This is a genomic window from Streptomyces sp. NPDC001406, assembly GCF_042895285.1.
Classification (GTDB): domain Bacteria; phylum Actinomycetota; class Actinomycetes; order Streptomycetales; family Streptomycetaceae; genus Streptomyces.
In genome coordinates this window covers 485,062-504,511 of sequence record NZ_JBIAWG010000005.1, presented here as the reverse complement: position 1 = coordinate 504,511, position 19,450 = coordinate 485,062, and the positions used below count along the sequence as shown (strand labels likewise).

The 19,450-nt window shown below is 69.3% G+C and carries 19 protein-coding genes and 1 pseudogene; 8 read left to right on the top strand and 12 right to left on the bottom strand.

Going from position 1 to position 19,450, the window contains the following annotated elements:
* Positions 1–122 precede the first annotated feature (122 nt).
* The 3 genes from ACFY1J_RS15325 to ACFY1J_RS15315 form a co-directional block, all read right to left on the bottom strand.
* Positions 123–392 carry a hypothetical protein gene (locus tag ACFY1J_RS15325; RefSeq protein WP_390713021.1) on the bottom strand — a complete coding sequence of 90 codons (270 nt, stop codon included), beginning with the start codon at positions 390–392 and terminating at the stop codon, positions 123–125.
* 189 nt (positions 393–581) lie between these two features.
* Positions 582–995, bottom strand: coding sequence for a hypothetical protein (locus tag ACFY1J_RS15320; RefSeq protein ID WP_390713020.1), 414 nt, complete (start codon positions 993–995; stop codon positions 582–584).
* A 69-nt stretch (positions 996–1,064) separates the two neighbouring features.
* Positions 1,065–1,721 carry a hypothetical protein gene (locus ACFY1J_RS15315; protein WP_390731319.1) on the bottom strand — a complete coding sequence of 219 codons (657 nt, stop codon included), beginning with the start codon at positions 1,719–1,721 and terminating at the stop codon, positions 1,065–1,067.
* 469 nt (positions 1,722–2,190) lie between these two features.
* Between ACFY1J_RS15315 and ACFY1J_RS15310 the strand changes: the two genes are divergently transcribed.
* Both ACFY1J_RS15310 and ACFY1J_RS15305 read left to right on the top strand, forming a co-directional pair.
* Positions 2,191–2,730: a hypothetical protein gene (locus ACFY1J_RS15310; protein WP_390708567.1), complete on the top strand. Its 540-nt coding sequence runs from the start codon at positions 2,191–2,193 to the stop codon at positions 2,728–2,730.
* Positions 2,731–2,804: 74 nt separating this feature from the next.
* Complete coding sequence (locus ACFY1J_RS15305; RefSeq protein WP_390708568.1) at positions 2,805–4,154, top strand: VanZ family protein; 1,350 nt, start codon at positions 2,805–2,807, stop codon at positions 4,152–4,154.
* A gap of 224 nt (positions 4,155–4,378) precedes the next feature.
* On the opposite strand, the gene ACFY1J_RS15300 is transcribed toward ACFY1J_RS15305, so the two are convergent.
* From ACFY1J_RS15300 to ACFY1J_RS15290, 3 genes and pseudogenes are all read right to left on the bottom strand, one after another.
* Positions 4,379–5,977 (bottom strand): M48 family metallopeptidase, encoded by a 1,599-nt coding sequence (locus ACFY1J_RS15300; RefSeq protein ID WP_390708569.1) that lies wholly within the window; start codon positions 5,975–5,977, stop codon positions 4,379–4,381.
* Between the two features lie 227 nt (positions 5,978–6,204).
* A pseudogene (locus ACFY1J_RS15295) lies at positions 6,205–6,351 on the bottom strand (DUF4291 family protein); the annotation flags it as partial.
* 92 nt (positions 6,352–6,443) lie between these two features.
* The gene (locus tag ACFY1J_RS15290) at positions 6,444–7,562 is read right to left on the bottom strand and encodes a hypothetical protein (RefSeq protein ID WP_390708570.1); all 1,119 of its coding nucleotides are present in this window, start codon (positions 7,560–7,562) and stop codon (positions 6,444–6,446) included.
* Between the two features lie 175 nt (positions 7,563–7,737).
* Here ACFY1J_RS15290 and ACFY1J_RS15285 point away from each other — a divergent pair, with 175 nt between their 5' ends.
* Entirely contained in the window at positions 7,738–8,892 is a 1,155-nt protein-coding gene (locus tag ACFY1J_RS15285; RefSeq protein WP_390731318.1) for a cystathionine gamma-synthase, read from the top strand.
* Between the two features lie 31 nt (positions 8,893–8,923).
* On the opposite strand, the gene ACFY1J_RS15280 is transcribed toward ACFY1J_RS15285, so the two are convergent.
* The 3 genes from ACFY1J_RS15280 to ACFY1J_RS15270 form a co-directional block, all read right to left on the bottom strand.
* Entirely contained in the window at positions 8,924–9,172 is a 249-nt protein-coding gene (locus ACFY1J_RS15280; protein WP_390708572.1) for a hypothetical protein, read from the bottom strand.
* Positions 9,173–9,197: 25 nt separating this feature from the next.
* A complete protein-coding gene (locus ACFY1J_RS15275; protein ID WP_390708573.1) occupies positions 9,198–9,701 on the bottom strand; it encodes a sigma factor-like helix-turn-helix DNA-binding protein in 504 nt (167 codons plus the stop codon).
* 109 nt (positions 9,702–9,810) lie between these two features.
* Positions 9,811–10,317 (bottom strand): MarR family transcriptional regulator, encoded by a 507-nt coding sequence (locus tag ACFY1J_RS15270; protein WP_363293889.1) that lies wholly within the window; start codon positions 10,315–10,317, stop codon positions 9,811–9,813.
* A gap of 161 nt (positions 10,318–10,478) precedes the next feature.
* Here ACFY1J_RS15270 and ilvA point away from each other — a divergent pair, with 161 nt between their 5' ends.
* The 3 genes from ilvA to ACFY1J_RS15255 all read left to right on the top strand — a co-directional run bounded on the left by ilvA (position 10,479) and on the right by ACFY1J_RS15255 (position 13,747).
* Positions 10,479–11,708, top strand: a complete 1,230-nt coding sequence (gene ilvA, locus ACFY1J_RS15265; RefSeq protein WP_390708574.1) for a threonine ammonia-lyase — start codon at positions 10,479–10,481, stop codon at positions 11,706–11,708.
* Positions 11,709–11,882: 174 nt separating this feature from the next.
* On the top strand, positions 11,883–12,893 hold the full coding sequence (locus ACFY1J_RS15260; protein ID WP_390708575.1) for an ATP-binding cassette domain-containing protein: 1,011 nt from the start codon (positions 11,883–11,885) through the stop codon (positions 12,891–12,893).
* Positions 12,890–13,747: an ABC transporter permease gene (locus ACFY1J_RS15255; protein WP_390708576.1), complete on the top strand. Its 858-nt coding sequence runs from the start codon at positions 12,890–12,892 to the stop codon at positions 13,745–13,747. The genes ACFY1J_RS15260 and ACFY1J_RS15255 overlap by 4 nt, the downstream gene beginning before the upstream one ends.
* A gap of 58 nt (positions 13,748–13,805) precedes the next feature.
* On the opposite strand, the gene greA is transcribed toward ACFY1J_RS15255, so the two are convergent.
* The gene (gene greA / locus ACFY1J_RS15250; protein ID WP_363293893.1) at positions 13,806–14,306 is read right to left on the bottom strand and encodes a transcription elongation factor GreA; all 501 of its coding nucleotides are present in this window, start codon (positions 14,304–14,306) and stop codon (positions 13,806–13,808) included.
* A 167-nt stretch (positions 14,307–14,473) separates the two neighbouring features.
* A complete protein-coding gene (locus ACFY1J_RS15245) occupies positions 14,474–14,872 on the bottom strand; it encodes a DUF4307 domain-containing protein (protein WP_390708577.1) in 399 nt (132 codons plus the stop codon).
* A 202-nt stretch (positions 14,873–15,074) separates the two neighbouring features.
* Here ACFY1J_RS15245 and mca point away from each other — a divergent pair, with 202 nt between their 5' ends.
* Both mca and ACFY1J_RS15235 read left to right on the top strand, forming a co-directional pair.
* Positions 15,075–15,956, top strand: a complete 882-nt coding sequence (mca, locus tag ACFY1J_RS15240) for a mycothiol conjugate amidase Mca (protein ID WP_390708578.1) — start codon at positions 15,075–15,077, stop codon at positions 15,954–15,956.
* Position 15,957: 1 nt separating this feature from the next.
* On the top strand, positions 15,958–16,191 hold the full coding sequence (locus ACFY1J_RS15235) for a hypothetical protein (protein WP_363293897.1): 234 nt from the start codon (positions 15,958–15,960) through the stop codon (positions 16,189–16,191).
* Between the two features lie 24 nt (positions 16,192–16,215).
* Here the strand turns inward: ACFY1J_RS15235 and ACFY1J_RS15230 are convergent, their stop codons facing one another.
* Positions 16,216–19,416, bottom strand: a complete 3,201-nt coding sequence (locus ACFY1J_RS15230) for a tetratricopeptide repeat protein (RefSeq protein WP_390731317.1) — start codon at positions 19,414–19,416, stop codon at positions 16,216–16,218.
* Positions 19,417–19,450 lie beyond the last annotated feature (34 nt).

Genomic DNA, 19,450 nt, shown 5'->3' with positions numbered 1-19,450 from the left:
CCAGCACGGACCAGGGGCACCAGGTACGCGCCGACGATCGCGCGTCATCGCACCGACCGGAGAGTGGCGCTGGTTGGCGCTGCTTCGGCCTCAGCCCGAGAGCACGGTGTCGTGAGGTCTCGTCACGGACGGTCAGAGCGTCCGGCCGTTGGCGCTCCGCCTTGGACGGCTGATCTGTAGATGGCCCGGACCGGATCGATCTTCACCAGCAAGCCCTTCGAGGCAAGTTGGCGAAGAACTCGCCGTGCTTCCTTCTCTGCGGCCCGCAGGTCGGCCGGTTCATGCCCGGAGTCGCGCAGTGTCGTCACGGCTCGCTGTGTGTCCCAGGTACCGCCCAGGGCCTCGACCGCCTTGGCAACGACGTCTTCGTGTCGCTTTGGTACATCGGTCATCGGTACCCCTCCCCTGGAGTCCTCAGCCTGCCATGCTCAGAGCGTCTCGGCCACGGTAAGAGTCTGCGAACGCGCCTTGATGATCCACGTCAAGCCTTGTTCACAGCCTTTTCAGCGGTGGGCCCGCTGACTGAAGTACGCCAGAAGTTGTTCGCCTGCCTGCGACTGCCGGACAGCTGGTTTCGTGCGTCACTGCGCATAGTAGGCGGCGTACTGAGCGGACTGTGCTTCGGTGGAGAAGTCCTCGAAGTCGCCGGCGGCTTCGCACTGGAGCAGTCGTTGCAGTGCCGCATCCGCTTCGGGTAGACGCTTGCACGACAAGTACGCCTTGGTCCTGGCCAGTCCGCTGCCGCACAGCAACTGGACGTCGATCGAGCAGTCGGCGTCCATGCTGGCGGACTTGGCCTGCCAGATGAGCAGTACGTCATCCAGGGAACCTACGTTGAACAACTGCACGCAGCACAGCTTCATCAACTCCGTGTCGCCATTCCCCTGAGACTCCTGCTCCAGCCGGACTTGGGCGATGAGCAGGTTTCGTACTTCGTCGAGGCTCGGGCCGACGGGGTGTAGGCCGTAGCGGTGCAGGCTTTCGTCTTCGTCCATCCCCATGCCTTCTCTGTGACAGCGGACATCGCCCTCCATCGCGCCATGCCAGCGGGGCGGCACCTTCGGTCAGCCCTGAGCGCCATCGGCGCCACTGCGATCCGTTAGGCGTGTCCATAGGGATACATCACTGCTGGTCGCGACAGCGATGGTCTGCCCGGAGGGCGAGAAGCCGGCTGCTCGGAGTTCGGAGTAGCTGGAGTGAAAGATGTGCCACCACCGCTCTCCGTGTGGGCCGCGGTGTGGCAGTCCGCCGCCGCGGGAGAGCAGGACACGCTCGTGGGGCCAGACAGGGACGACGACCTCCAGTCTCCAGCCGTCCCCGGTGGTGGTGTGCAGTCCTCCCCCGAAGAGCCCGGCGATGTGCACCCTGCTTCCGCGAATCGGCCCGAGCCCAGGGCAGGACAGATCGGCAGCCGCGTCGGGAGTGCTGTCCTCGGGGTCGGGATCGCGATCCCGGGCGATCTTCTCTCCCGTGATGGCGTCGAAGAGACCGTGACCGTCGTGTGAGACGACCATCACGAGATCGTGGCCGTCGTCGGGATGCGACGCGAAGCCGATCCCGAGGAGCCCGCCGACCGGGACGAAGGCAACAGGCTGCCAGGGTTCGGGCGCAGGCACCACGGGAGCCGCCAGGAGCTGCTTACGCAGCGCCTGTTGGTACGCGGAGAGCTCTGGCTCGGGATCCGGCGGCTCGACGGGAGCTTCCTTCTTCGTCCACTTCATCACGGCTCCATGATCCACGCTTCGGCGGGCTTGCCCAACGGCGTTGATGGAGCCTCGCGTTCAGTCACGTCTTTGCAGGCTTTGAACGCGGCTTGATGACCCACGTCAAGCCTCGCTCACAAGCCATTCGTGGACCTCGCTCGGCTCGCGAGAGGAACGGCGGACTCCTACTGGCCGCGCTCTCTCGCCTCCACACCCCCGACCCAGCGGTTCAGATCAGTAGCCATCCTCGCAATTGATACTGTAGGTTGATCATGATGCTCTCGAGGCCCTGACCAGGCCACCAGAGCATGCGCCGCGCGAGAGCGCGATGGCGTCCTAGGGGGAGTTTTTTTATCCCGGATTTCCGGGCTTATTTGTGTGCAGTCATGTTCGTGACCTGTACCTGAATCATCTCCTGATCCGAGGGCTCCATCGGTTTGCCCTGCGGGCGTCGCTTGTCCTAAGTGAATCAGGGGAGGATTCTTTGATGCGCTCCATGCGTAATGGCAGCCGAGCCGCCACCGTCTTTGCTGCGCTCGCGTTCGTCCTGGCACCGACTGCCGGATACGCGGCCGACGACGTACCCACCGGCGCGGCGACAACCGCCGAACCCGGTAACGGCACCGACCAGACTGACGATGTCGACACCTCGACGGATGAGCCGTCGGGGCTCGCTTCCGCGTCACACACCTACTGCTCGCACGACGGGTACACCGCGACGGGCGACCCTCGGCAGCGCTGTACCAAGCTCGACAACGGTTACCTCTTCCACTGGAAGAACACCCTCGACACTGAAACGCGCGCCTACACCAGGTACGAAAAGACAGGCGGCGGCAGCGTTTCGGTCCGGCTCGGCTACAGCTACAACGGCACCGAGCACTGGAGCCATTACTTCTCCATGAATTCGGGTGACGGGAAGTCGAAGTCGTGGAGTTTCGGTGAACGGAACAGAGACTGCAAGTCGACGATCGGTCTTCTGCAGCAGCGGAGCCATGACAAGGTTCAGACGCCGATAGCGAAGTGCTGATCTGGCAACGTTTCGTATGCGCCCCCGAATATCTTTCGGGGGCGCTTTAGGGTAACCAACAGAGAGGATATGAGGTGTTTGGCGCTGTCTTCGGTGACGACATGTGGTTCCTGGCCGGGCTCACAGTCGTTGCCACGATCGTGGGGCTGTCCGCGTGGGCAATGGCGCGCCGATGTCAAGTGACCCATTCCTCCTGGTGGTTGCCCCTGGCCTTCTGCCTGACCGGCGTGCTCGGCGTTACGCTCGCGCTGCGCGGAGGCGAGGCGGGGCGTGCCGAATGTGTGATCAATCATGAGGTCACCGAGCCGCTGTACACCACACAAGGGTTGTGGAACCTGGCGATGTTCGTCCCGCTCGGCCTGTTCGGCGTGCTGGCACTGCGCCGGCCGCTTCCCGTGCTTTTCGGTGTATTGGCCTTGCCCTGCTTCATCGAACTCGCCCAGGCCCTGGCACCGTTCGTGAGCGGAATCTGCGACAGCGCCGACGTGGAGATGAACGCCGGTGGGGGACTTCTAGGCGTGGCCTTGGGACTCGTGCTGGTGCGGGGGCGCGTCGCATGGAAGGCGTGGGCCCGTCCCACCTTGATCGTGGCCGCAGTGCTCGGTGTGATGGGGCTGGCGGTCTGCCAGACCGCCATCACCCTGGACCACGTGGACGGCTCCGGCGTCCGGGACGCGCATGGCGCCGAGCGGAAGGCCGCCGAGCGGGCCATCCATCAGGCATTCGGGAACTACTATCACGTCGGTGCCGTACGCGTCAGCCCTGGCCTCAACGGATACAACGGCTGGATTTCCATCCAGATGTCCGATGGATTTCCCGCAGAACTGATGTGGCCCGGTGGACGCCAACTGAACGTGAGCTTCGAAAACTCCACCCACCCGACCAAGGCCAGCTTTCCAGTTCCTGGCGTCGGCAAGCCCGGTGACGCTCAGAGTGCCTACCTCGTCGCCCGCGCCTACATGAAGGCCCACTACCCCTGGGCCGAGGCAGCCTCCTGGCACGAGACCCAACCCGTGGGCAGCAAGGCCGAGTTCGGATGGCTCTCCTCATGGCGGTTCAAGGAGCACGGGGTGGTGATGCCCCGCAGCCTCGACGTGCAGATCAATCGAGCCGGCCGTGTCTCGCAGATGCTGGTGGACCTCGGGCCCACGCACGTGAACCTTCCAGCCCAGCTGATTTCGGCGAAGCAGGCCGAGGAGATCGCAAGGAAGAAGCAGAAGAAGATTGGTGCCGATGTCGGGGCGCTGAGAATCCGGGCCGACGTGTTGAAGGTCGAACGCCCCAAGGGCTGGCAGGGGCCCTGGCGCACGGTGTGGTCCGTGAAGATCACTGACACAGAGTGCACACCCGACGAGGACGGCTCTGGATGCGAGCCGTTCAGCACGGTCGTCGATGCGGGCACCGGTCAGATCTACGACGAGTGAAGGGCGACCCTCTGCCGGCCAAACCATCAGAAGGCTCGGCGTGACGGGGCGTGCATGTGCTGGTTCGGTCGTCCTCAGCCACGGAGAAGGGGTCGTCAGCGCGAGCTGAAGACCCACGTCAAGCCACGCTCACAAACCATTTGTCGAGTTGAAGCGGACTAGGACCGTTCCATTGACCGGCGATCGTGACCGAGAGCCTGGCCGCACAGCGGCGATGAGGACACTCAGTAGGGGCTGGCGAGTAGGGCGCGCAGCGGAGCGGTGTCGGGTGTGTCGGCGACGGCCGCGTCGATGGCGTCGTCCATGCCCTTCTCCCACGAATCGGGCAGAAAGAGTCCGGGCTGCCCCGACCAGGCGATGTCCGGTTTGGCGTGTCCGGACTCGGCGAGGCGCAGGTGGACCATGCCCGCGAGTCCGTCGAAGATCTTGGGCCGGATGAAGTTGCGGGCGGACGGACCGGTCAGTCGCGCCGCCTGATGCGGCTTGGGCAAGCGGTCCGCGACCGCCATCCATAGCAAGCCTCGGTCGAACGCGTCGAGTATCTCCTCCAAGCCGAGCAACTGGTCGTTGGCCATCTCATCAGCCGTGGCATCTCGGCGTACGGTCGCCGTACCGCCTGCGCCTTGCGCCGATGAGTGAAGCGCCCTGGCCACGGCGACCCGCAGCGGCCGGGACCAGCCCTCGGCATCGGCGACCGCGCGAGCCATGACGAGGTCGTCCCAACTCATGCGCCGCAGCCGCGCCGCCTCCTGCGACAGCGTGCGCGCCTCCAGCGCAGCGAACACCCGGCCCGGGTCGCGCAGCGGGGTCAGCCCGGCCGGCTCATCGGCCGACTCATCAGGCCGGCCATCGGTGGGCAGTTGCTCGATAAGGGCGATCCGTTCGACTATCGGCGGGTGCGAATCGTACTGGTGCGGCCGCGGCGGACGCTGCCCGGCGGAGAGCACAGCGAGCTGCTCCCCAGTTCGGGCGGCGAGCAACCGACGGAAACCACCATGCACCTCGCCCACAGGCGGTAGCACTCCCAGCGACCTACCCATCGCGGCGTACGTCTCCAGGTAGTGGGTGTAGGCGCCGGCGAGCACCGGAAGCATGCGTAGTGCAGCCGCCGTCGCGTCACGGCCCGCGTGCCGGGCGGCCATCTGGTCCGCGGCGAGCTCCTGGTGGCGAGCCACGGACTGCGAGGTGCGCAGGAACATCCGGGCGTAGCCGACGTACAGGGCACCGATCGCGTAGTGCAGCCGGGTGCTGCCCTCCTGGAAAACCTCCACTGTGTGCAGTACTGCTTCCCGGCCGCGCATCGTGACACCGCCGAGCCGGGTGTCGAGGTTGCCGTAGTGCCCGAACTCGTGGGCGAGGACGGCGCGCAGCTGCGGGACGGTCAGCCCGGCGAGCAGCGGCAGGCCCAGGAGCATACGGCGTCGTCCCTGCAGCAGTCCCAGCAGGCGGCTTTGTTCGGCAACGCCCGCGTTGACCTCAGCGACCAGGTAGAGCTCGTCCGGCGGCCGCTGCCCCGTCACTTCGGCAGCGACGCGTATCTGTTCCCACAGCTCGGGCTGATCCTGAGGAGTGACCGCCACCGCGTGTGACACCGGGCCCAGACGCCCGGCCCGTAGAAAGGCGAAGATGCCCCGCAGAATCGCCGCTGCCAGCAGCACGGTGACAGCCAGGACCGTGCCTTCGAACCAGGCCGCCTGCGCGGTGAACAGCCGCGTCATCAGCAGCCAGTCGAGCACCGCCATGGCCGACAGCAGAACCATGCCCATCAGAAAGAAGCCGACCAGCAACGCGAACGCGCGGACAGCACGCAGTCGAAACGTCATCGAGAAATCCCCCACCCACATGGTTCAACAGCCCGAGGAGGCCAAAGCGCCCGCGGATACTACCTGCAGCTTTCCGAACGGGTCCGCCGCTCCTCAGTGACCGAGGCAGACACGCCCCCGCAGAACCCGGCAAACCATCGCCTACGGCCCTGGAAGGGGAGCAGAACCTCCACTCTTGGGTCGGACGACTCCAGCACCACTGATGCGGTCTGTGAACGCGGCATGATGATCCATGTCATCCTGTCGCGCTTCCACGCGGAGGGGAAACGGCCCTCGCGGACGGCGGGCAGGCCGATTTCCGGAGAGTACGCCTGGTAGACGGTGATCGTGGATTCCGCATAGGCCGCACGGATCTCGCGTTGCGGTTGTTGCATGCCGTACAGCGTGGGGTCGGCCGGTTCGGGCGGCCACTGGTTTTCTCCTGCCGTTCGCACGTGCCTCGGCCGTGGTCGCCCGCTCGGGGCCGTCAGCTGAGCAGTGTTGCCGGGCTGCCGCCGTTCGCCTCGTAGCCCGCCACCGCCAGGGCTCGGTAGACGGCGAACTCCGCGGCCGGGTCGGGGGACAGGGACCAGGGGAGGGCGCCCACATGGCCGTCGACGTGTATCAGCTGGTTCATGGCCTCCGACCAGCGCTCGGCGCGGACCAGGAAGAAGACCAGGAGATGGCGGACGTGCGCCGTCATCGGGTCGTCGGGGCGGGCCGCGTGCACCGCGTGGAGCGCGCCGTGGATGGCCTTGGTCACGACCTCGCTCTGGTAGAAGCTGCTGACCAGGTTCACCTCGGGGAGGTGCTCGAAGACCGCGAAGAGCGGCATCGCGGCGAGCAGGGAGCCCTGGGGCGCGCGCGCCGCGGCGGCCTCCGCGAAGGAGTACGCCAGCTCGCGCGAGCCGTGCCACTTCTCGCACCAGTAGTGCAGGGCCGCGAGATGGGCGCCCATGTGGGCCGGGTCCCGGTCCAGGATCTTCAGCCACAGCTTCTCGAACTCCGGCTGGGGGTACGCCAGTCCGCGCGCCACCGACAGTTCGACGATGTGCGGGACCGGGTCGCCGGGAGCCAGCAGCGCGGCCTGTCCGCACGCGTCCCGGGCCTCCTCCATGATGATCCGGAACTCGTCCGTGCCCGGGGTCGACGTGCGCCACGCCTGCTGCACCAGGAACTCCGCGTGCACCGCCGCGCCGCCCGCGTCCTTGGGCTGCTCGGCCCGCCACACCCGCAGCCACTGCCCGCCCGGAGTCTCGTGGACCCCGCCGGGCCGCTGCTGCAGCTCCAGCGCCGCCGCGCCCGCGAAGGCCTGCACACGCTGCCAGCGCAGCTCGCCCTCCGTCTCGGTGCCGGCCAGCAGCTGCGAGGCGGCCCGGTAGTCCTGGGTGCGCTGCACCAGGTCCAGGACGTCGAGCAGGTCCTGGTCGGGGCCGGGCATGCGGATGTCCAGCTCCTCCTCGCGCGCGAAGCCGTAGTTCGCCGGGTCCGCGGCGTCCGGGTGGCCCGGGTGGACCCGCTCGATCATCCCGCGCCTGCGCCGCAGGACCGGGAGCAGTGCGAAGCTCAGCATGAGCAGCGCCATCAGGACCCAGAGAATTTCCATGGCTCAAGCGAACCAGACGCCGCCGACAATTGGCCAACCCGTCCCGCTCCGCCTGTGGAAAACCGTCCGGCCGGCCCGCCGCGTGCCCCGTCACGCACGGGGAAAACCCTTGCTTCCGGCCGTGTGCGACCCGCTGTCCGGCAGCAGTGCCGCGGGCGCACTACGCTCGGTGCACATGAGCGACAGGCACATCAGTCAGCACTTCGAGACCCTCGCGATCCACGCGGGCAACACCGCCGATCCCCTCACCGGCGCGGTCGTCCCGCCGATCTACCAGGTCTCGACCTACAAGCAGGACGGCGTAGGCGGCCTGCGCGGTGGCTACGAGTACAGCCGTAGCGCCAATCCGACCAGGACCGCCCTGGAAGAGAACCTCGCCGCGCTGGAGGGCGGCCGTCGCGGCCTCGCGTTCGCGTCCGGTCTGGCGGCCGAGGACACTCTGTTGCGTACGCTGCTCAGCCCCGGCGACCACGTGGTCATCCCGAACGACGCGTACGGCGGCACGTTCCGCCTGTTCGCGAAGGTCGTGTCCCGGTGGGGCGTGGAATGGTCCGTCGCCGACACCAGCGATCTCGCAGCCGTACGGGCCGCCATCACCCCGAAGACCAAGGCCGTGTGGGTGGAGACCCCCTCCAACCCGCTGCTCGGCATCACCGACATCGCCGCCGTCGCTCAGATCGCCCATGACGCGGGGGCGAGGCTCGTCGTCGACAACACCTTCGCCACGCCCTACCTCCAGCAGCCGCTCTCGCTCGGCGCGGACGTGGTCGTGCACTCGCTCACCAAGTACATGGGCGGTCACTCGGACGTGGTCGGCGGTGCGCTGATCGTGTCCGACCAGACGCTGGGCGAGGAACTGGCGTACCACCAGAACGCGATGGGCGCGGTCGCCGGGCCCTTCGACTCCTGGCTGGTGCTGCGCGGCACGAAGACGCTCGCGGTGCGCATGGACCGGCACAGCCAGAACGCCACGAAGATCGCCGACATGCTGAGCCGGCACGCGCGCGTGACGCGGGTCCTGTACCCCGGCCTGCCGGAGCACCCGGGTCACGAGATCGCCGCCAAGCAGATGAAGGCGTTCGGCGGCATGGTCTCCTTCCAGGTCGAGGGCGGCGAGGAGGCGGCCGTCGAGGTGTGCAACCGTGCCGAGGTCTTCACCCTCGGGGAGTCCCTCGGCGGCGTCGAGTCCCTCATCGAGCACCCCGGCCGTATGACGCACGCGTCCGCGGCGGGTTCGGCCCTGGAGGTCCCGGCCGACCTCGTCCGCCTCTCCGTGGGCATCGAGAACGTCGACGACCTGCTCGAAGACCTGCAGCGGGCGCTGGGCTAGCAGCCGGTGCCGGGCCGGCAACAGCGCCGGTTCACCAGCCCGTGACCGGTGGAGTCGTCCGGGACGGCGGCTCCACCCAGGGCCGGGCCGTCACGGCCCACACGGTGAAGGCCACGGTCGCGGCGAACAGCAGCAGCCACAGGAGACGGCGGGCCGCAGTCCTGCGGCGCAGCATGCGGCTCCCGCGGCGCACGACCTCCGCGTACAGCTCCGGTGGCACCGGTGGCGGCACCTGCTCCATGATCCGCCGCGCGGCGGCCTCCCGCTCGGGCCGGTTCACCTGCGCCTCCCCTCGTCCCGCCGCCTCACGACGGTGCCACCTTCGCGCCGATCACGGCAGGTGGCTGCCCCCGGCGCGGATGCAGCAAAGTGGCCGTCGCCCGGTCGCAGATCGCGTGGACCCGTTCCGGCGGGAGTCCGAGCAGCGCCGCCACCTGCTCCTCGGCGACCCCCTCGTACAACCGCAGGACGAGGATCAGACGCTCCTGGGGGCCGAGGACGGCCAGGGCGCTTGCGGGATGCGGGCGGCCGCGGCCGAGACCGCCGTACTGGTGCCAGGCCCCGCGCGCGAAGCGCGTGGCGAGGTGCTGGCGGGCGCGGTCGTACGGGTCCTCGCCGCGCAACCGGTCCCAGCACGCGTACGTGTGCGCGAGGGCCAGGGTGAGCAGCCGCCGCGCGCGCGGGTTGTCGTCCGGCGCCTCCGCGGTCAGCAGTGTGGCGGCATGCAGCAGCCGCCCTGCCGCGCCCGCGACGAATGCCTCGAACTCCCGGGCCCGGCGGGCGCTTTGGGACGCCTGCCGTTCTCGCACCGTGCCTCCCGCCTGAGGGGGCCCTGCCGGTACGGAATGCGGAACCGTGTGCGACCGGGACCCGGTCTCATATGAGGCCAGCGGCGGCCCGGGGTCAAGAGTCCGGGACTCAGGAGGCCGACGGAGTCTCCGGCGCGGGCACGCCCGGGACCGCCATCCGCGCGGAGAGCGCGGTGTTGAAGCGCGTGAGGAGCGTGCAGAACGTCTCGCGCTCCTCCGGCGCCCAGTCGTGTGTCAGCTCGGCCATCAACTGACGCCTGGACGAACGAACTTCCTCCAGCCGGGACAGCCCGCGCGGGGACAGCTGCAGCACCACCGCCCGCCCGTCCTCGGGGTGCGAGGTCCGCTTGACGAGCCCGGTGTCGACCAGGGGAGCCACCTGCCGGGTGACCGTCGACGAGTCGATCCCCATGCTCGCGGCGAGGGCCTTGACGCCCATCGGTCCTTCCTTGTCGAGGCGGTTCAGCAGCAGGTACGCGGCGCGGTCCATGGAGTTGCGCACCTGTCCGACGCCGCCGAGCCGGGTCTGTTCGGCACGGCGGGCGAAGACCGCCACCTCGTGCTGCAGCGTGTCGAGGAGACCGGTGTCACCGACGGTCGTCATGTCCATCGACATTTCAGGTGTTGTGGGCATGGCCGGGGGCTCGCTTCATGAAGAGTGCTGGGTTGGGGGACAGGGTACGCGGCGAGGGGGCGGGTCGTACCGGGGCTGCGCAAACCGGTCTCGGAGCTTGGTCACACCCGCTGCGCCCGGCTGTGAACTGCGAGACTTGTGTCATGAGCTACAGCACGGCTGACTCCTTGCGGCCCGTCACCCTCGACGACGTGCGCGGCGCCCAGAAGATGCTCACGGGCGTGGCACGGGTGACCGCGATGGAGGGCAGCAGGCATCTGTCGCAGCTGGTGGGCGCGCCGGTCCACCTCAAGTGCGAGAACCTCCAGCGGACGGGGTCCTTCAAGCTGAGGGGCGCCTACGTCCGTATCGCCGGCCTGCTGCCCGAGGAGCGCGCCGCCGGTGTCGTGGCCGCGAGCGCCGGGAACCACGCGCAGGGCGTGGCGCTGGCCTCCGCGCTGCTCGGCGTGCACGCCACCGTGTTCATGCCGAGGGGCGCCCCGCTGCCGAAGATCAGCGCGACCCGGGACTACGGCGCCGAGGTGCGCCTGCACGGTCAGGTGGTCGACGAGACGCTGGCCGCGGCGCGGGAGTACGCGGAGGAGACGGGCGCCGTCTTCATCCACCCCTTCGACCATCCCGACATCATCGCGGGGCAGGGCACGGTCGGTCTGGAGATCCTGGAGCAGTGCCCGGAGGTGGGCACGATCGTCGTCGGCATCGGCGGCGGCGGGCTCGCGGCCGGCATCGCCGTCGCGGTGAAGACGCTGCGGCCGGACGTGCGGATCATCGGCGTGCAGGCGGCGGGCGCGGCCGCGTACCCGCCCTCGCTCGCGGCCGGGCGGCCGGTGGTGATCGACAACCCGGCGACGATGGCCGACGGCATCAAGGTGGGGTGTCCGGGCGAGGTGCCGTTCGGGATCATCGCCGAGCTGGTGGACGAGGTCCGCACGGTCACCGAGGACCAGCTGTCGGCCGCGCTGCTGCTGTGCCTGGAGCGGGCCAAGCTGGTCGTCGAACCGGCCGGGGCGAGTCCGGTCGCGGCGCTGCTGGCGGACCCCGGCGCCTTCCCCGGTCCGGTGGTCGCGGTGCTCTCCGGCGGGAACGTCGATCCGGTGCTGCTCCAGCGGGTGCTGCGCCACGGCATGGCCGCGCAGGGCCGCTACCTGGCCGTTCGGCTGCGGCTGACGGACCGGCCGGGCGCCCTCGCCACGCTTCTCGGGGTGTTGTCAGTGGTGGACGCTAACGTCCTCGACGTGAGTCATGTACGGACCGATCCACGGCTCGGGCTCACCGAGGCGGAGGTGGAGCTGCACCTGGAGACAAAGGGTCCGGCGCACTGCGCCGAGGTCGGCCAGGCCCTGCGCGAGGCGGGATACACGGTCATCGATTGAGGTCGGAGACCTCGCCGACACTCATCCTTCACCTCGCTCGGGCAACGTCGAGCCCGTCACTCGTTCGGGCAATGACGAGAAAATTCCATTGAGTAACGCGATACATCGCGTTATGGTCTGTTGCGCAGCCACCCCCAATTCTTTCGCCCCATCCCCAAAAACGTGGAGATTCATATGCCAGGCGCCATCTACGCCGAAGGCCTGGTGAAAACCTTCGGCGACGTAAGGGCACTGGACGGCGTCGACCTCGATGTCCCCGAGGGCACGGTCCTCGGTCTGCTCGGGCCGAACGGCGCCGGCAAGACGACGGCCGTCCGCTGTCTGACGACCCTGCTCCGCCCCGACAGCGGCAAGGCCGTGGTCGCGGGTGTGGACGTCCTCAAGCACCCCGACGCCGTCCGCCGCTCCATAGGCCTGTCCGGCCAGTTCGCGGCGGTCGACGAATACCTCACCGGCCGCGAGAACCTGCAGATGGTCGGCAGGCTGTACCAGATGGGCGCGAAGGCGTCGAAGGCCCGCGCGGTGGAACTGCTGGAGCAGTTCAACCTCACGGACGCCGCCGACCGCTCCGCCAAGACCTACTCCGGAGGCATGCGCCGCCGGCTCGACCTCGCGGCCGCGCTCGTGGTGTCGCCGCCCGTGATGTTCATGGACGAGCCGACGACGGGCCTCGACCCGCGCAACCGCCAGCAGTTGTGGGAGGTCATCAAGCAGCTGGTCTCCGGCGGTACGACGCTGCTGCTCACCACCCAGTATCTGGAAGAGGCCGACCACCTGGCCCACGACATCGCCGTGGTCGACCACGGCCGCGTCATCGCCAAGGGCACCTCCGACCAGCTCAAGGCCCGCACCGGCGGCGAGCGCGTCGAGGTCGTCGTGCACGACCGCGAGGACATCGCGACGGCCGCCGAGGTGCTGGGCGGCTTCGGCAAGGGCGAGACCACGGTCGAGGAGCACACGCGCAAGCTGACCGTCCCCGTCACCGGCGGCGCCAAGCTGCTCGCCGAGGTCATCCGGGAGCTGGACACGCGCGGCATCGAGATAGACGACATCGGACTGCGCCGCCCCACCCTCGACGACGTCTTCCTGTCCCTGACGGGACATGTGGCGGAGGAGAACGACGGGGGCAACGGCGCCTCGAAGAAGCCCGGCGACCGCAAGAAGAACAAGGAGACCGCCAAGTGAGTGCCGTAACCGACGCGACGCCGGTCGCGGCCCCCGGCAACCCGTTCAGCAGGTCCCTCCGGGACTCGCTCATCGTTGCCCAGCGCAATCTGATCCGCATGTCCAGGATCCCGGAGATGGTGATCTTCGGGCTCATACAGCCGATCATGTTCGTGGTGCTGTTCACCTATGTGTTCGGCGGATCCATGAAGATCGGCACCAGCACCAGCGCGGTCGACTACAAGAACTTCCTGATGGCGGGCATCTTCGCGCAGACCGTCACGTTCGCCACCGCCAGCTCCGGCGCGGGCATCGCCGACGACATGCACAAGGGCCTCATCGACCGCTTCCGCTCCCTGCCCATGGCACGCGGCGCGGTGCTGACCGGGCGCACGCTCGCCGACCTGGTCCAGACGGCGCTGACCCTGCTCGTCCTCGCGGTCGTCGCCGTGCTGGTCGGCTGGCGCACGAGCACGTTCGGGGACACCAACGTCGCGAGGATCCTCGGCGCCTTCGGGCTGCTGCTTCTGCTCGGGTACGCGTTCACCTGGATCGGCGCACTGATCGGCCTGACCGTCCGCACCCCGGAGGCGGCCACCTCCGGCGGGCTGATCTGGCTCTTCCCGGTGACCTTCATATCCAACGCGTTCGTGGACACCAGCAACATGACCCCGTGGCTGCGCCATGTCGCGGAGTGGAACCCGTTCAGTGCCACGGTCCAGGCGTGCCGTGTGCTGTTCGCCAACCCCGGCCAGTCCCACTCGGACGCCTGGCCCATGCAGCACCCGGTGTGGGCCTCGCTGATCTACTCGATCCTGATCGTCGTCATCTTCCGCACCCTGGCGGTCCGGAAGTACCGCTCGGCCACCGCATGACGAGGCCCCCGGCGTCTTGCCGACGCCGGGGGCTCCGCCGGGAAACCGGCAGCTGGTATCAGCCCGAGTAGGCCTCGGCCTTGAGGATCCGCACCGAGGCCCGCTTGCCGTTCGGCAGTTCGTACTCCGCGTCCTCGCCGACCTTGTGGCCGATCACGCCGGAGCCCAGTGGGGACTGCGGCGAGTACGTCTCGATGTCGGCGCTCGCGTACTCGCGCGAGGCGAGCAGGAACGTCATCGTGTCGTCCTCGTCGCCGTCGAAGGCGATCGTCACGACCATGCCGGGGGCCACGGCACCGTCCGCGGAGTTCGGAGCCTCGCCGACCTTGGCGTTCTCCAGAAGCTGGGTCAGCTGGCGCACACGGAGCTCCTGCTTGCCCTGCTCCTCCTTGGCCGCGTGGTACCCGCCGTTCTCGCGCAGGTCGCCCTCCTCGCGCGCGGCCGCGATCTTGGCGGCGATCTCCGTGCGCGCAGGACCAGACAGGTACTCCAGCTCGGCCTTGAGCTGGTTGTACGCCTCCTGGGTCAGCCAGGTGACGTTCTCGCTGGTCTGGGTCACAGGTGCTCCTCGTAGGTACTGGGAATACAAAGCATCGCCCTACCCAGAAGAATGTTCCTTCACGGATGGGCGAAACCACGAGCCTAACAATTCAACGGCTGAAGGGGGAGGACATAAGCCATCAGAATTACGTCAACGCAGGTCAGTGCCTATGTGCCGGGGTGAAGTCACCCGGCGTGGCAGCCGACCAGCTCGGCCGTCGTGCCCCGGGCCGTTGTACGGAGCGTCACGACCTTGTCGATGCGTGTGGCCGAACCGGCGAAGCGGAAGTCCGCCCGGCCGACCTCCGTGCCGTTCTCGCTCTGCGAGCGCAGTGTGCAGTAGCCGTCGGCGCCGGCGTCCTTGTGGACCTCCAGATGCACCTCGACCGCGCTGTCCGAGGCCTTGAAGGCGATCACCTGCGCGCTGATCTCGTTCTGCGCGACATAGTGGTAGGCGAAGTAGCCGACCAGCGCCAGCAGGGCCGCGCCGAGGACGGTCCCGGCGATCTTCAGACGGCGGTCGGAGCGCTCCTCAGAGGGACGGCCGTAGCGGCCCTCGGGCAGCCGCGTGCTCGCCGTACTCATGATCGTCCTCTCGCCGGGTCGGGACATACACCCCGAAAGGGGTCTCCGAGGCTGGACCCCGGAATTATTCGCCCCCCGATTCGGTCACTATAGGAGCCCCCGCCCGCCGCCCGACCGCCACCCCTCAACGACGTCCCTGCGGGACGGCCCCCATCGAACTGCACCCGAAGACACCGGGCGCCAATTTACCGAGGATTGAGTCTTGACTGACCAGCTGCGACTGATGGCCGTTCATGCGCACCCCGACGACGAGTCGAGCAAGGGCGCGGCCACCATGGCGAAGTACGTGTCCGAGGGGGTGGACGTGCTGGTGGTGACCTGCACGGGCGGGGAGCGCGGCTCCATCCTCAATCCCAAGCTGCAGGGCGACAAGTACATCGAGGAGCACATCCACGAGGTACGCAAGAAGGAGATGGACGAGGCCCGCGAGATCCTCGGCGTCAAGCAGGAGTGGCTCGGCTTCGTCGACTCCGGCCTGCCCGAGGGCGACCCGCTGCCCCCGCTGCCCGAGGGCTGCTTCGCCCTGGAGGACGTGGACAAGGCGGCCGGTGAGCTGGTCAAGCAGATCCGCACGTTCCGTCCCCAGGTGGTCACCACCTATGACGAGAACGGCGGCTACCCGCACCCCGACCACATCATGACCCACAAGATCTCCATGGTGGCGTTCGAGGGCGCGGCGGACACCGAGAAGTACCCGGAGTCCGAGTTCGGCCCCGCCTACCAGCCGCTCAAGCTCTACTACAACCAGGGCTTCAACCGTCCGCGCACCGAGGCGCTGCACAACGCGCTGCTCGACCGCGGCATGGAGTCGCCCTACGGGGAGTGGCTCAAGCGCTGGGCGGAGTTCGAGCGCACGGAGCGCACGCTCACCACGCATGTGCCCTGTGCCGACTTCTTCGAGATCCGCGACAAGGCGCTGATCGCCCACGCCACGCAGATCGACCCCGACGGCGGCTGGTTCCGGGTTCCGATGGAGCTCCAGAAGGAGGTCTGGCCGACCGAGGAGTACGAGCTCGCGAAGTCTCTCGTCGATACCTCCCTCCCCGAGGGCGATCTCTTTGCGGGCATCCGCGACAATGCCTGACATGAGCGCGAGCCTGGCACTGACGCACCTCGTCCCCCTGGCCAAGGAGGTCGACGAGAACAAGGTCACCCCCGGCGTCCTCGGCTTCATCGTCTTCGCGGTGATGGCCGTGGCCGTGTGGGGCCTGATGAAGTCCATGAACAAGCACATGGGGAAGGTCGACTTCAAGGAGGCCCAGGACCCGAAGGCGGAGTCCGGGACCTCCGTGGCCGACCCGAAGGCGCAGCGGGGCTGACCCGAGGCGCGGGGCCGGCCGGAGTCACTGCCTGGCCGGCACCGGGACCCCCATGACCTCCCGGGCATGCCGGTCCGGCACCATGCCGAGCCGCCATGCCTGCCAGCCCGCCTCCAGGTTCACTCCGCGCTCCAGCAGCAGCGCGTACGCCGCGGTGTACTCGTCCAGCTTCCCGTCGCGGGCCGGGTGCCCGGTGCGGGAGAGCTGGGCCAGTTCCTCCTGGGCGACGGCCGTGCCGACCTCCACACCGCCGGGCGCGGCGTAGGGGAGCAGGGTGCAGCGCAGGAAGCGGGCCCAGTCCTCGCCGCGCCGGTCGCCGTACGCGGTGAACAGGCCGATCGCTTCGTCGCACAGGGCGAGGGCCTGCTGGGTGCGGGTGTTGCCCGCGTCCACGACGGCCAGCTCCAGGCAGGTCCAGGCCTCGCCGTGGGCCACGCCGATGCGCTGGAAGTCGGCGCGGGCGTCGACGAGCAGCTGCCTGGCGAAACCCGAGTTCCTCAGCGAGCCCGTCTGGGCGGCGCGCTGGTCCCGGGTCACCCGGGCCGAGTGGTGGCGGGCACAGGCCAGGCCGTAGACGTCGCGCATCCGGGAGAACATCGTGCGGGAGCGTTCCAGCTCGCGGACCGACAGATCCAGGTTGCCCGTCTCCTCCAGGGCCTGGCCCAGGTAGTAGACCGTCCAGGCCTCGCCACGCACGTCCTCGTTGTCGCGGTGCCGGGCGGCCGCCCGGCGCAGTTCGTCCACCGCCGGGGACGGGTCGCCGGCCACCAGCCGGGCGCGGGCCAGCTGGGTGAGCGCCCAGGCCTCGCCGCGGGCGTCGCGCGTGCGGCCGTAGCGTTCGAGGGCGGCCCGCAGCTCTTCTTCCGCGCGCGGCACGTCCCCCATCCGCAGCCCCAGCTGGCCCAGCTGGAAGTGCGCCCATGCCTCACCGTGCACGGATCCGCCCTCGCGGTGCAGGACCAGCGACCTGCCGAGCAGGTCCAGCGCCTCCGGCAGCCGGCCGCGGTCGCGCTGGACCGCGGCCAGCGCGTGCATCGTCCAGGCGCGGTCCGTCGCCAGTTCGGGCGGCGCCTGCAGATCCAGGGCCTCCTGCAGCTTCGCCGCCGCCTCCGTGAGTTGACCCTGGTGGTGCAGCGTGATGCCGAGCGAGCACAGGGCACGGGCGGCGCCCGCGTCGTGATGCGCCTCCATGTAGAGATCGACGACGGAGGTCAGGGTGGCACGGGCCTTGTCCAGCTCGCCCAGCTGGCGGGCCGCGATGCCGGTGCGCCACTGCACCGAGCGCACCAGCAGGCCCTGGTCGACGGCCTGCGCCAGCTCGCTGATCTCGCCGAGGCGATAGAGGTCGCCGCGCAGCAGGCAGTAGTCGCACAGCGCGCCGAGCAGGTTCAGTACGGCCGCCTGGTTCACGCCCTCCGCATGGCGCAGGGTTGCCGTGATGAAGCTCGACTCGTCGTCCAGCCAGCGCAGCGCCTCGTCGAGGGAGGTGAAGCCGTGCGGGCCGAAGCGGTCCGAGCGGGTGGACATATTGCCGTCGACCAGACGGAGCACGGAGTCGGCGAGCTCGCCGTAGTTCACGATCAGACGCTCCTGCGCGGCCGTGCGCTCGGCCGGCTCCTCCTCGTCCAGGAGACGGGCCTGGGCGAAGGTGCGGACCAGATCGTGCAGCCGGTAGCGGCTGCCGCGGACATGGTCGATCAGACCGGCCTGCGCGAGCGCCACCAGATGGCGGGTCGCCTCGGCCTCGTCCGTGGCGAGCAGGGCGGCGGCCGCCGCCGCGCCCAGCGAGGCGCGACCGGCGAGGGCGAGTCTTCTCAGCAGCCGGCGCCCGGACTCGGACTGGTCGCTGTAGCGCAGCCACAGCGCGCGCTCGACCGGTTCCACCGGTCCGTACGCCGCCAGGCCCGTGGCCAGTCGGCGCGGTGAGCGCGGGCCGAGGGACGAGCCGGCGATGCGCAGCGCGAGCGGCAGCCCGCCGCACAGCTCCCTGATCCGGTCGGCCGATTCGGCGTCGTAGGGCCCCGACATGTCCTGGGCGGCCGCGCCCAGCAGTTCCTCGGAGCCGACCGCGTCCAGCGAGTCGACCGGGAGGTGGTGCACCCAGGCCGCCAGGTCCGCGGGCAGGTCGAGGGGTTGCCGGGCGGTGACCAGGACCAGGCTGTCGGAGCGCTCGGGGACGAGGGTGCACACCTGCTCGGGGTCCGAGGCGTCGTCCAGCACGATCGTCACCGCAAGGCCCGTCAGATGCTGGTGGTACAGCTCGTTCAGCCGCTTGACCTGCTGGTCCGGGGAGGAGCGCTCACGGAACAGGAGCTGTTCGCGGGGCGCGCCGAACCGGTTGAGCAGATGCAGCAGGGCGTCGCGGGTGGGCAGCGGCGGCTCCTCCCGGCTGTCGCCGCGCAGATCGACGACGACGGCGCCGCGGAAGTGGTCCCTGAGGTCGTGCGTGGCGCGGACGGCGAGCGTGGTGCGGCCGGAGCCGGGCGTCCCGTGCAGCACGACCACCGTCGGCCGGGTCTCCGTGGCCGCCCTGGCCGCCCGCACCCACTGCCGGATCCGGGCCAGCTCCTGCCGCCGTCCCGCGAACGGCCCTTCCGGCTCAGGCAGTTGGCCGAACGACTGCTCCAGCACCGTACGCCTGCGGGCCGCCGCGCTCTTGTCCGAGCCGCGCAGCTGCGGGCCCGTCTTCTTCGGGCCGGTGGAGGCGCTGAGCACCCGCTGCTGGTCGAGGAACGGGCGGATGCCGCGCACCTCCAGCGCCGTCAGCCACTGCAGGCGCAGCTGCTCGGGACCGCCCGGCTGTCCGACGGCTCCGGCGCGGTGGTGGGCGGCGGGCAGATGGGAGCCCGCCACCTTCACGACGGTGGCGGCCGCGCCCACGACGCCCACGGCCACGCCCGCGCCCACCGCCGTCCCCGCGCCGGTGCCGAGGGCGAGGTCGGCCACGGTGGCCGCGACCGCGGCAACGGCCGCTATCAGCAGGGGAGTTCCGGCGCCCTCGCGGGCGTAGCGCTGTCCGAAGGTCTGCCGTCCCGCATCCGCCTCGTCCAGGGCGCGGGTATAGGCCTCGTACTCCTCCGCGGCGGTCTGGGCCATGGCGTCCAGGGCACCGCGCGCCCGTGACAGCAGCACCTGCCCGTCCACGCGCCCGCCCGAGCGCCGTACCTCCTCCTCCACGGCCCGCACCACCAGCCGCTCGGCCTCCGTCCGATGGCTGTCCCGCATGTCACGTCCCCCTCCGGCGGCAACTCCTTTGACT

Bases quoted from the DNA above. Each gene is read 5' to 3' on its own strand.
- ACFY1J_RS15325 (WP_390713021.1), bottom strand. From the start codon at position 392: ATGACCGATGTACCAAAGCGACACGAAGACGTCGTTGCCAAGGCGGTC.
- ACFY1J_RS15320 (WP_390713020.1), bottom strand. From the start codon at position 995: ATGGACGAAGACGAAAGCCTGCACCGCTACGGCCTACACCCCGTCGGC.
- ACFY1J_RS15315 (WP_390731319.1), bottom strand. From the start codon at position 1,721: ATGAAGTGGACGAAGAAGGAAGCTCCCGTCGAGCCGCCGGATCCCGAG.
- ACFY1J_RS15310 (WP_390708567.1), top strand. From the start codon at position 2,191: ATGCGCTCCATGCGTAATGGCAGCCGAGCCGCCACCGTCTTTGCTGCG.
- ACFY1J_RS15300 (WP_390708569.1), bottom strand. From the start codon at position 5,977: ATGACGTTTCGACTGCGTGCTGTCCGCGCGTTCGCGTTGCTGGTCGGC.
- ACFY1J_RS15290 (WP_390708570.1), bottom strand. From the start codon at position 7,562: ATGGAAATTCTCTGGGTCCTGATGGCGCTGCTCATGCTGAGCTTCGCA.
- ACFY1J_RS15285 (WP_390731318.1), top strand. From the start codon at position 7,738: ATGAGCGACAGGCACATCAGTCAGCACTTCGAGACCCTCGCGATCCAC.
- ACFY1J_RS15270 (WP_363293889.1), bottom strand. From the start codon at position 10,317: ATGTCGATGGACATGACGACCGTCGGTGACACCGGTCTCCTCGACACG.
- ilvA (WP_390708574.1), top strand. From the start codon at position 10,479: ATGAGCTACAGCACGGCTGACTCCTTGCGGCCCGTCACCCTCGACGAC.
- ACFY1J_RS15260 (WP_390708575.1), top strand. From the start codon at position 11,883: ATGCCAGGCGCCATCTACGCCGAAGGCCTGGTGAAAACCTTCGGCGAC.
- ACFY1J_RS15245 (WP_390708577.1), bottom strand. From the start codon at position 14,872: ATGAGTACGGCGAGCACGCGGCTGCCCGAGGGCCGCTACGGCCGTCCC.
- ACFY1J_RS15235 (WP_363293897.1), top strand. From the start codon at position 15,958: ATGAGCGCGAGCCTGGCACTGACGCACCTCGTCCCCCTGGCCAAGGAG.
- ACFY1J_RS15230 (WP_390731317.1), bottom strand. From the start codon at position 19,416: ATGCGGGACAGCCATCGGACGGAGGCCGAGCGGCTGGTGGTGCGGGCC.